Origin of the sequence: Streptomyces sp. NPDC060232 (assembly GCF_042726555.1) — a bacterium.
GTDB lineage: Bacteria > Actinomycetota > Actinomycetes > Streptomycetales > Streptomycetaceae > Streptomyces.
This window is the reverse complement of sequence record NZ_JBHXAG010000002.1, coordinates 288,407-299,434: the sequence shown is the minus strand read 5'-3', so window position 1 is coordinate 299,434 and position 11,028 is coordinate 288,407. Positions and strand designations below refer to the sequence as shown.

General features: G+C 71.9%; 7 protein-coding genes. 1 reads left to right on the top strand and 6 read right to left on the bottom strand.

What is annotated here, in order from left to right; translation table 11 throughout:
* The first annotated feature begins 254 nt into the window (after positions 1-254).
* On the top strand, positions 255-2,153 hold the full coding sequence (locus ACFWFZ_RS05115; RefSeq protein WP_387116817.1) for a protein kinase: 1,899 nt from the start codon (positions 255-257) through the stop codon (positions 2,151-2,153).
* Positions 2,154-2,294: 141 nt separating this feature from the next.
* Here the strand turns inward: ACFWFZ_RS05115 and gatB are convergent, their stop codons facing one another.
* The 6 genes from gatB to ligA all read right to left on the bottom strand — a co-directional run bounded on the left by gatB (position 2,295) and on the right by ligA (position 11,002).
* Entirely contained in the window at positions 2,295-3,809 is a 1,515-nt protein-coding gene (gene gatB / locus ACFWFZ_RS05110) for an Asp-tRNA(Asn)/Glu-tRNA(Gln) amidotransferase subunit GatB (protein ID WP_387116814.1), read from the bottom strand.
* A 16-nt stretch (positions 3,810-3,825) separates the two neighbouring features.
* The gene (locus ACFWFZ_RS05105; protein WP_030030669.1) at positions 3,826-4,071 is read right to left on the bottom strand and encodes a hypothetical protein; all 246 of its coding nucleotides are present in this window, start codon (positions 4,069-4,071) and stop codon (positions 3,826-3,828) included.
* The gene (gene gatA / locus ACFWFZ_RS05100; protein WP_387116811.1) at positions 4,068-5,561 is read right to left on the bottom strand and encodes an Asp-tRNA(Asn)/Glu-tRNA(Gln) amidotransferase subunit GatA; all 1,494 of its coding nucleotides are present in this window, start codon (positions 5,559-5,561) and stop codon (positions 4,068-4,070) included. The genes ACFWFZ_RS05105 and gatA overlap by 4 nt, the downstream gene beginning before the upstream one ends.
* 5 nt (positions 5,562-5,566) lie before the next feature.
* On the bottom strand, positions 5,567-5,863 hold the full coding sequence (gatC, locus tag ACFWFZ_RS05095; RefSeq protein WP_030030671.1) for an Asp-tRNA(Asn)/Glu-tRNA(Gln) amidotransferase subunit GatC: 297 nt from the start codon (positions 5,861-5,863) through the stop codon (positions 5,567-5,569).
* Positions 5,864-6,233: 370 nt separating this feature from the next.
* Positions 6,234-8,414, bottom strand: coding sequence for a putative bifunctional diguanylate cyclase/phosphodiesterase (locus ACFWFZ_RS05090; protein ID WP_387116807.1), 2,181 nt, complete (start codon positions 8,412-8,414; stop codon positions 6,234-6,236).
* A 386-nt stretch (positions 8,415-8,800) separates the two neighbouring features.
* On the bottom strand, positions 8,801-11,002 hold the full coding sequence (gene ligA, locus ACFWFZ_RS05085) for an NAD-dependent DNA ligase LigA (protein WP_387116804.1): 2,202 nt from the start codon (positions 11,000-11,002) through the stop codon (positions 8,801-8,803).
* Positions 11,003-11,028: the final 26 nt, after the last annotated feature.

Here is an 11,028-nt window from a genome sequence, read left to right as displayed (position 1 = left end):
CCGGGGCCGCCGCTCCGGTGCGGACGGTGCGGGCGTAGGGGGCGGCGGTCGGCTCGGCGACGGGCATGGCGGAACCGACTTTTCCGTAGCGGTCGTTGCGGATGAACCGTACACATTTTCTTTAGCGGGCGCTACACAAACAGGCCGGCCCGGTGGGCGGCAGCTCGGCCGGGCAAACCGACCGTTCCGATTGACCACGTGATTCCGGTCACGAAAGACTGATGGTCCTTCACCAACCCGGCGCTGGGGGGAAATTGACCAGCCAGAATCTGCACATCGGTCCGGACGCGGCAGCGGACCGCTATCGCCTGCTCAGGTCGATCGGGCGCGGCGGGGAGGCCGTGCTCTACCTCGCGGAGATCGAACTCGCGGGCGGGTCGGAGCCCGTGGTCGTCAAGGTGCTCGACTCCAAGACGACCATCACGCCCGAGGTCTTCGACCGCATCAGCCAGAAGTGGAACGAGCAGGCCGAACTGCTGAGATTCGTCCACCGCCCCGGCGTCGTGGGAGTGCGGGAGCACTTCGAGGGACCGCCGATCCACCGGCCCGGGGAGTCGTCCACCCTGACCGGGCGGGCGCTCGTCCTCGTCATGAACCACATCGACGGGCTCGACCTGCGGGACTGGCGGGCCGAGCGCACCCTGACCACCGCCGCCGAGCGGCGTGAGGTCATGCGGACCCTGGAACAGCTGGCCGAGGTGCTGGACTGGCTGCACTCGGGGAAGGCCACGCCCTCCGGGCGCCAGGTCGTCCACGGCGACCTCTCCCCCGGCAACGTGATGGTCGACGCGCACGGCCAGGCCACGCTGGTGGACTTCGGCCTCAGCAAGCTGACCGCCGACCACCAGACGGCGGAAGTGTGGTTCACCCCGGGCTACGCGGCGCCCGAGGTGTTCGAGGGCAAGCGGACGCCGGGCACCGACCGGTACGCCTTCGGGGCGATCGCGTACTTCCTGCTCAGCGGGGAGTCGCCGCCCGCCTCTCCGCAGCAGCTGGCACGGGCGATGGCCGAGCTGCCGCAGATCGCGGTACTGGACGCCGAGCAGCGGTCCCGGATCACCGCCCTCTACGCGGAGGATCCCTCCCGGCGGCCGGTGAACCTGGCCGGGTGGATGAAGGACCTGCGCCGCGCGGTGGTGTCCACGACGACGTCCTCGACCTCGCAGCGGGGCCCGCAGGACTCTCCGCCGAAGCCCGAGGCGCCTCCGCCGCCCGTCGTGCCGCCCCAGCCGGCCGCACTGCCGGCCCGGCCCGCCGAGGCTCCGTCCCCACCGCCGCCGTATGGGGCGACCGCGCCGGCGACGGCGACAGCACCGGTGACGGCGACAGCACCGGCGCCCGACCCGGCCCCGGCCGCGGCGCCCGCACCGGCCGCGCCGCCGCCCGCCGCCGTTCCCGACGCGGTACCCGCCGGCTACGGCCCGGCGGCGTACCACCCGAGCCCCGGCATCCCGGGAACCGCGACCACCCCGGAGCCGCCGCCCGCCGGGAAGGCGAAGAAGAAGCGGACCGCGGTGGTCCTGGGCTCGGCGGCCGCCGTGGTGGTCCTGGCCGTGCTCGCGGTGGCCGGCGTACAGCTCCTGGGGGACAAGGACAAGGCCGCCGCCGCCAAGGACGGCAAGGCCGGCGGGGACGGCCCCCCGGCGGCCACGGCCCCCGCGTCACCCACCCCGTCGCCACCCCAGGCGACCGGCGAGTCCCCGCCCGAGGCCTCCGCGAGCCCGGAGGGCTCCTCCAGCCCGCACGCCCCGGGGGCGGTCAAGGACAGCAACGTCGCCGACCTGACCGTGCTGGCCTCGGTCGGGAACGTCGACAACTTCGAGGTCGGCTCCGCCAAGCTGAACACCACGGAGTACGGGGCGGCGCTGCTCGGCAGCTGCTATTACGGTGCGGCCATCGAGTACGACGTCAACCGGGCGTGGTCCACGCTGGAGTTCACCGCCGGGATCGACGACGGCTCGACCGTGGAACAGGCGCGGCTGACCATCTCGGTGGACGACAAGCCCGCGACGTTCTCCGAGCTGGTCCACCTGGGCAAGCCGGTCACCAAGTCCCTGGACATCAAGGGCGCCCTGCGGCTGCGCATCAAGGTGGAGGAGGGTTGCAAGGGCCGCGGCAACGCCGTCCTGGCGGCCCCCGTCCTCAAACGCTGACACCCTCGCCCGGTCCGACACCCACACCCCGAGGTGCCGGGCGTCGCGGTGGAGGTCTACGCCCCGAGGCCCCGCACCAGCCGGTGCGGGGCCTCGGGGCGTTCAGACAAACAGGCGAACAGGCGAACAGGCCTAAGGGGTTCAGCCCTCGGAGACGCCCAGGCGCTCCAGGATGAGCTCCTTGACGCGCGCCGCGTCGGCCTGGCCGCGGGTGGTCTTCATGACCGCGCCGACCAGGGCACCGACCGCGGCGATCTTGCCGCCGCGGATCTTGTCGGCGATGGCCGCGTTGCCCGCGATGGCCTCGTCGACGGCCGCGCCGAGCGCGCCCTCGTCCGAGACGACCTTCAGGCCGCGCTTCTCGACGACCTCGTCCGGGGTGCCCTCGCCGGCGAGGACGCCCTCGATGACCTGGCGGGCCAGCTTGTCGTTGAGGTCACCCGCCGCGACCAGGGCCGCGACGCGCGCGACCTGCGCCGGGGTGATCGGCAGCTCGTCGACGACGACACCCTGCTCGTTGGCGTTGCGGGCCAGCTCGCCCATCCACCACTTGCGGGCGGCGGCCGAGTCGGCGCCCTCCTCGATGGTGGCGACGATGGAGTCCACCGCGCCCGCGTTGAGGATCGACTGCATGTCGTGCTCGCTGACGCCCCATTCCTCGCGGAGGCGGTTGCGGCGCACGCGCGGCATCTCGGGCAGACCGCCGCGAAGCTCCTCGACCCACTCACGGGCCGGGGCGACGGGGACCAGGTCGGGCTCCGGGAAGTACCGGTAGTCCTCGGCGTTGTCCTTGATGCGGCCGGCCGTGGTGGAGCCGTCCTCCTCGTGGAAGTGCCGGGTCTCCTGCACGATCGACCCGCCCGACGAGAGCACCGCCGCGTGGCGCTGGATCTCGAAGCGGGCAGCGCGCTCGACGGAGCGCAGCGAGTTGACGTTCTTGGTCTCGCTGCGGGTGCCGAACTCGGACTCGGGGGTGGGGCGCAGCGACAGGTTCACGTCGCAGCGCATCTGGCCCTTGTCCATGCGGGCATCGGAGACGCCGAGCGCCTTGATGACCTCGCGCAGCTCGGCGACGTACGCCTTGGCGACCTCGGGGGCCCGCGCGCCCGCGCCCTCGATGGGCTTGGTGACGATCTCGATGAGCGGAATGCCGGCGCGGTTGTAGTCCAGCAGGGAGTGGGACGCGCCGTGGATACGGCCGGTGGCTCCGCCGACGTGCAGCGACTTGCCGGTGTCCTCCTCCATGTGGGCGCGCTCGATCTCCACGCGGAAGATCTCGCCGTCCTCCAGCTGGACGTCCAGGTAGCCGTTGAAGGCGATGGGCTCGTCGTACTGGGAGGTCTGGAAGTTCTTCGGCATGTCCGGATAGAAGTAGTTCTTCCGGGCGAAGCGGCACCACTCGGCGATCTCGCAGTTCAGCGCGAGACCGATCTTGACGGCGGACTCGACGCCGATCGCGTTGACGACCGGGAGGGAGCCGGGCAGGCCGAGGCAGGTGGGGCAGGTCTGCGAGTTGGGCTCGGCGCCCAGCTCGGTGGAGCAGCCGCAGAACATCTTGGTCCTGGTGCCGAGCTCGACATGGACCTCAAGGCCCATGACGGGGTCGTACGACGCCAGGGCGTCCTCGTACGACAGCAGTTCGGTGAAGGTGGTCACGGTGAAACTTTCCCTCTCAGCCCAGCAGGACGTCGTCGTCGCCCAGGCGCTTGAGCTCGCGGTACAGGATCGCGAGGCCGGTGACGATGGCGGCGGCGGACACGGCGGCGTCGACCAGCTTCAGCATGTCGTGCTCGCTGCGGGCCTTCTTGACCTGCTTGAACACGCTGATCGCGCCGAACGCGGTGGTGCCGATCGACAGGTAGGTGCCGGTCTTGGACTTCTTGAAGCCCTTGGCCTTGGACAGTGCACTGGTGCTCACAGCGACGGTGCCTCCTCAAGCAGCGGGTGACCCCAGCGCGCGACGAAGGCGGCCTCGACTGCCGCACCGACCTTGTAGAGGCGGTCGTCCTTCATGGCGGGGGCGATGATCTGCAGCCCGACCGGGAGGCCGTCCTCCGGTGCCAGGCCGCAGGGGAGCGACATGGCGGAGTTGCCGGCCAGGTTGGTCGGGATGGTGCACAGGTCCGCGAGGTACATGGCGAGCGGGTCGTCGGTGCGCTCGCCGATGGGGAAGGCGGTGGTCGGGGTCGTCGGGGAGACGATCACGTCGACCTGCTCGAAGGACTTCTCGAAGTCCTTCGAGATGAGCGTGCGGACCTTCTGGGCGGAGCCGTAGTACGCGTCGTAGTAGCCGGAGCTGAGCGCGTACGTACCGAGGATGATGCGGCGCTTGACCTCGTCGCCGAAGCCGGCTTCGCGGGTCAGGGCGGTGACGTCCTCGGCGGACCTGGTGCCGTCGTCACCGACGCGCAGGCCGTAGCGCATGGCGTCGAAGCGGGCCAGGTTGGAGGAGCACTCGGAGGGCGCGATCAGGTAGTAGGCGGCCATCGCGAGGTCGAAGGACGGGCAGTCCAGCTCGACGATCTCGGCGCCGAGCTCGCCCAGGAGCTCCACCGACTCGTTGAAGCGCTGGACGACGCCGGCCTGGTAGCCCTCGCCGGCGAACTGCTTGACCACACCGACGCGCAGGCCGGCGACCGAGCCGTTGCGGGCGGCCTCGACGACCGGCGGGACCGGGGCGTCGATGGAGGTCGAGTCGAGCGGGTCGTGCCCGGCGATCACCTCGTGCAGCAGGGCCGCGTCCAGGACCGTGCGGGCGCAGGGACCGCCCTGGTCGAGGGAGGAGGAGAAGGCGACCATGCCGTAGCGGGAGACGCCGCCGTAGGTGGGCTTCACGCCGACCGTGCCGGTGACGGCGGCGGGCTGGCGGATGGAGCCGCCGGTGTCCGTGCCGATGGCGAGCGGGGCCTGGAAGGCGGCGAGGGCCGCCGCGGAGCCGCCGCCGGAGCCGCCGGGGATGCGGGTGAGGTCCCAGGGGTTGCCGGTGGGGCCGTAGGCGCTGTTCTCGGTGGAGGACCCCATGGCGAACTCGTCCATGTTGGTCTTGCCGAGGATGACGACGTCGGCTTCCTTCAGCTTGCGCGTCAGGGTGGCGTCGTAGGGCGGGATCCAGCCTTCGAGGATCTTCGATCCGACGGTGGTCGGGACCCCGACGGTGGTGAAGATGTCCTTGAGGGCGAGGGGCACGCCGGCCAGCGGGCCGAGCTTCTCGCCGGCCTCCCGCTTGGCGTCGACGGCGCGGGCCTGGGCGAGCGCGCCTTCGCGGTCCACGTACAGGAAGGCGTGGACCTTCTCGTCGGTGGCGTCGATGCGGGCCAGGTGGGCCTCGGTCACCTGGACGGCCGTGAGCTCGCCGGAGGCGATCTTCTCGGCGGTCTCGGCGGCCGTGAGCTTGATGATGTCGACCATGGCTGTTAGTCCTCCCCCAGGATCTGCGGCACCTTGAAACGCTGCTGCTCCTGGGCGGGAGCACCGGAGAGCGCCTGCTCGGGGGTGAGCGACGGACGGACCTCGTCCGCGCGCATGACGTTGGTCAGCGGCAGCGGGTGGGAGGTCGGCGGGACGTCTTGGTCGGCGACCTCGGAGACACGGGCGACCGCGCCGATGATGTCGTCGAGCTGTCCGGCGAAGTGATCCAGCTCGTTGCTGGACAGCTCAAGGCGCGCCAGCCGTGCGAGGTGGACGACCTCCTCGCGCGTAATGCCAGGCATGCAGCGATCCTCTGGGGGTGGGTGGATGTTTCGTTTCGGACCCAATCCTATGGGTCCGGGCGCTCGGCCTGCGAAACGGTTTGGCCCGGGCCGCCGCGCGGGGTCGGCGGGCGCCGCCCGAGCCCGCGCCTCGATCGCCGGCGAGGCCGAAGGATCCGGGGCTCCGCCCCGCACCCCCGTGCCTCGAACGCCGGCGGGGCTGGAACTGACGCTGCGCGGCGATCCAGCCACCCGACCTGCGGTACCGGCCGGACCCGGCCCCGCCCGGGACCCTCCCTGCGGTGGCTGGGGGATTTCGATGCGCGCGGTCTGCGGCGGAGCCCCGGTGGCGGCGCCGCGTCCGCGGCTGGCGCCACCGGGGCGGCGCCAGTCAGACCGCGTCGGCCTCGGCCGCCGCCAGTTCCGCCGTGATGTCCGCGGGGCGGCGCCAGCCGCGCTCACCGCGGGCCAGCAGCCAGGCCGTGGCCTCCTGCGGCGGCATCGCGGCGGCCACCAGCCATCCCTGCACGGCGTCGCAGCCCAGGTCCCGCAGCCGCTCCCAGGTCTCGTCGTCCTCGACGCCCTCCGCCACGACGAGCAGGCCGAGCGAGTGCGCGAGGTCCACGGTGCAGCGGACGATCTCCGCGTCCTGCGTGTCGACGGCCAGCCGGCCCACGAACGAGCGGTCGATCTTCAGCTCGCTGACCGGCAGGCGGCGCAGGTGGACGAGTGAGGAGTAGCCGGTGCCGAAGTCGTCCAGGGACATCTTCACGCCGTGCCCCGTCAGGCCGGCCATGGTGTCCGCAGCTCGCTGGGGGTCCTCCAGCAGGACGTGTTCCGTTATCTCCAGCTGCAGGCCGCTGGCCGGGACCCCGTGGCGGGCCAGCCGGGCGGCCACCGCGCCGGCGAAGCCGGGGGTGTGGACGTCGCGCGGGGAGACGTTGACGGCGACCGGGACCTTCAGGCCCTGCGCCCGCCAGCGGGCCACCTGGGCCAGGGCGGTCTCCAGCACGTACTCCGTCAGGTGCGGCATCAGCCCGGAGGTCTCGGCGATCGCGATGAACTCGTCCGGAGGCACCCGCCCGCGTTCCGGGTGGACCCATCGGACCAGTGCTTCGAGTCCTGCGACCTGACCGTCGAAGCGGACCTTCGGCTGGTAGTGCAGTTCCACTTCGCCCGCGTCGAGGGCTCGGCGGAGGTCGCCGAGGAGGCCCAGGCGGTCGGGGGTGTTGCTGTCGCGCTTGGACTCGTACACCTCCACGCCCGTGCGGTCCCGCTTGGCCTGGTACATCGCCACGTCCGCGCGGCGCAGCAGTCCCTCCGCGTCCAGCGCGTGGTCGGGGAAGACGGCGAGGCCGGCGCTGGCCTCCAGGACGAGCGTGAGGCCGTCCAGGTCGAGGGGGGAGCTGAGCTCGGCGACCAGGTGGCGGGCGACGCGCTGGGCGCTGGTGGTGGAGTCGGTGACGGGGAGCAGCACGGCGAACTCGTCGCCGCCGAGCCGGGCGGCCTCCGCCTCGTCGGGCAGGGCCTGGCGCAGCCGGTCGGCGATCTGGAGGAGCAGCCGGTCGCCCGCCAGGTGGCCCAGGGTGTCGTTGACGGCCCGGAAGCGGTCCAGGTCGATCAGCACGAGGGCCGCCCGGGTGCCCAGGCGTTCGGCCTCGTCCAGGGCGGACCAGGCCCGCTCCAGCAGCCACTGCCGGTTGGGCAGCCCGGTCAGGGGGTCCCGCAGCTGCTCCTCGGCGCGCGCCCGGGCGATCCAGAGGGTGGAGTCCAGCGCGATGAGCGGTACGGCGAACAGCGGCAGCAGCACCGGCTGGCTGACCGCGACGACACAGATGAGGGGGGCGATGCCGAGCAGTGCGACCGCGACTAACGCCTGTCGGAGCAGGGCGGTCCGGGCCACGGTGGGCAGCCCGCCGCCGCGCGGGGCCAGGGCGATCCAGAGCAGGAGGCGGGTGGCCACCAGGTAGGCGACGGCGACCAGGGCGATCTCGGGTACGGCGTCCAGCCCCCAGGTGGTGGGCGGCCAGGGGGTTTCGACGGAGGGCGTCTCGCCGAAGGCGGCGAGGACGAGGGCCCCGGCGCCGATGCCGAGGATGTCGACGGAGCCGTGGAGCAGTCCCTGCCGCCAGCGGTGCCGGCGTGCGGCGCCGACCAGGGAGACCACGGCCAGTGAGACCAGTCCGGCGGGCACCCAGCCGTAGAGGATGAGGACGCCGAGGGTGAGGGCGGCGCCGGATCCGGTGCCGCCCCACCAGCGGTCGCGGCCGAGGGCGACCAGGTGGCCGACGATGATGCCGGTGAGCAGGGCCAGCGCCCAGCCGACCGGCCCGCCGGGGAACAGGGCGTGACGGCTGCTCAGGGCGGACGCGACGCCGGTGGTGAGGACCACGACCGCGAGACCCACGACGAGGAAGGGCAGCACGCCGCGCCGCCCCTGCCCGCCCTCACCGGTGTCGACCGGTCGGGTCTCCGGCGTCCTGGCACGCAGGACGCCGAGCCTGCCTGCCCGCATGGGCGGGATTTCCCCGCCGAATTCAGGTGACGGGTCGGCGCTTTCGGTGGGTTTCATGCCCGTACCTCTCACAGCCGGCGATGCCGATGTCACGCGATGGCCCCGGTGTCGTGCCACCACGGCCGCGATCGCAGCCCGCAGCCGTGCACGACAGGCGCACACCTCAACAGTAGGACGCGGGAGGCTCCCAGGGGCAGCGGTCGGCAGTGGTTGCCCGAATGCGACCCAGCCATCCTCATCAGTACGGTATCCGCCGAACGGGTGAGTTTGGACCGGGGCCCCCTGTCACCCGTCCGATGATCCGACAGGTCACCGCCCTGCGACCAGCCTTGTACCGGCCGTTTACCACCGTCCGCCGCGCCTGGCGTGCGCCCGCCCGTGCGGCCGCACGCCACGCATCCGTTCGCCTTCGCTACTCCCCCTCGGGAATTGCCCTGTGGGTACTACTCCCCCGCGGCGGCGCCGTCCACCGGGAGCGCGGCTTCGCGCGCCGCGTCCGGGCCCTGCTCCAGCAGCACGGCGAAGCCGGCGTCGTCGAGGACGGGCAGCTTCAACTGGACGGCCTTGTCGTACTTCGAGCCGGGGTTGTCGCCGACCACGACGAAGGAGGTCTTCTTCGAGACGGACCCGGTCACCTTGGCGCCGCGGCTCTGCAGGGCCTCCTTGGCGCCGTCCCGCGTGTGGCTCTGCAAAGTGCCGGTGACGACGACGGTCAGGCCCTCCAGGGGTCGCGGCCCCTCGTCCTCGGCGGAACCTTCCTCCTCCATCCGCACCCCGGCCTCCCGCCACTTGCGCAGGATCTCCTGGTGCCAGTCGACCGCGAACCACTCCTTGAGGGAGGCGGCGATGATCGCGCCGACCCCGTCGGTGGCGGTCAGCTGCTCCTCGGTCGCCGCCTCGATCGCCGCGATGGACCGGAACTCGCGGGCGAGCGCCTCGGCCGCGACCGGTCCGACGTGGCGGATGGACAGGCCGTTGATGATGCGGGCGAGCGGGCGCTCCTTGGCCGCGGCGATGTTCTCCAGCATGGCCAGGGCGTTCTTCTTCGGCTCGCCCTTCTGGTTGGCGAAGACCGTGACGATCTTCTCCTCGCCCGTCTTCGGGTCCCTCTTGGGCAGGCCGCTGTCCTGGTCCAGGACGTACGCCTTGATGGGCAGCAGCTGCTCGACGGTCAGGTCGAAGAGGTCGCCCTCGTCGAGCAGCGGCGGCTGCGCCGGCTCCAGCGGGCCGGTGAGTGCGGCGGCCGCGACCATGCCGAAGTTCTCGATGTCCAGGGACTGCCGGCCGGCCAGGTAGAAGAGCCGCTCGCGCAACTGGGCGGGGCAGGTCTGGGCGTTGGGGCACCGGACGTCGATGTCCCCCTCCTTCATGGGCCGCAGCGCGGTCCCGCAGGCGGGGCATTCGGCCGGCATCTCGAACTCCCGCTCGGTGCCGTCCCGCAGGTCCACCACCGGCCCGAGGATCTCGGGGATGACGTCGCCCGCCTTGCGCAGGACCACGGTGTCCCCGATGAGCACGCCCTTGGCCTTGACGACCTCCTGGTTGTGCAGGGTGGCGAACTCGACCTCGGAGCCCGCCACCGTCACCGGCTCCACCTGCGCGTACGGGGTGACGCGGCCGGTGCGCCCGACGCCGACCTTGATGTCGATCAGCTTGGTGTTGACCTCTTCGGGCGCGTACTTCCAGGCGATGGCCCAGCGCGGGGCGCGGGCGGTGGAGCCGAGGCGCCCCTGCAGGGCGATCTCGTCGAGCTTGACGACGACGCCGTCGATCTCGTGCTCCACCGAGTGCCGGTTCTCCCCGAACTCCGTGATGAACGCCCGGACCTCGGCCAGGGAGGAGAGCACCTTGTTGTGCCGGGCGGTGGGCAGGCCCCACTCGCGCAGCAGCTCGTACGCCTGCGACTGGCGCTCGATCTCGAAGCCCTCGCGGGCGCCGATGCCGTGGACGACCATGTGCAGCGGGCGGCTCGCCGTGACCTTCGGGTCCTTCTGGCGCAGCGAACCGGCCGCGGCGTTGCGCGGGTTGGCGAAGGGCTTGCCCTCCGCCGCGACGAGTCTCGCGTTGAGCTCCTCGAACTTCTCCATCGGGAAGTAGACCTCACCGCGGATCTCGACGAGGGCCGGGATCCGGTCGCCGGACAGGCGGTCGGGGATGTCGGCGATGGTGCGGACGTTGGGCGTGATGTCCTCACCGGTGCGGCCGTCGCCGCGGGTGGCCGCCCGGGTGAGGCGGCCGTTCTCGTAGGTGAGGTTGACGGCGAGGCCGTCCACCTTCAGTTCGCACAGGTAGTGGTAGTCGGAGGTGCCCGTGTCCCGGGCCACCCGCTCGGCCCAGGCGGACAGTTCCTCGTCGTCGAAGGCGTTGTCGAGGGAGAGCATGCGCTCGCGGTGCTCGACGGAGGCGAAGTCCGTCTGGTAGGCACCGGCCACCTTCTGGGTGGGCGAGTCGGGCGTGCGCAGCTCCGCATACTCCTCCTCCAGCGCCTCCAGAGAACGCAGCAGCTGGTCGAACTCGGCGTCGCTGACGACCGGCTGGTCGTTCACGTAGTACCGGAAGCGGTGCTCCTCGACCTGCTCGGCCAGCAGCTGGTGCTGTTCGCGCACCGCTGCCGGTACTGCCGTGTCCTGCTGTTCGGCTGCCATGCCGTGTCCTCCCGTGGCCCGTCTCG

Bases quoted from the DNA above. Each gene is read 5' to 3' on its own strand.
- gatA (WP_387116811.1), bottom strand. From the start codon at position 5,561: ATGGTCGACATCATCAAGCTCACGGCCGCCGAGACCGCCGAGAAGATC.
- gatC (WP_030030671.1), bottom strand. From the start codon at position 5,863: ATGCCTGGCATTACGCGCGAGGAGGTCGTCCACCTCGCACGGCTGGCG.
- ACFWFZ_RS05090 (WP_387116807.1), bottom strand. From the start codon at position 8,414: ATGAAACCCACCGAAAGCGCCGACCCGTCACCTGAATTCGGCGGGGAA.
- ligA (WP_387116804.1), bottom strand. From the start codon at position 11,002: ATGGCAGCCGAACAGCAGGACACGGCAGTACCGGCAGCGGTGCGCGAA.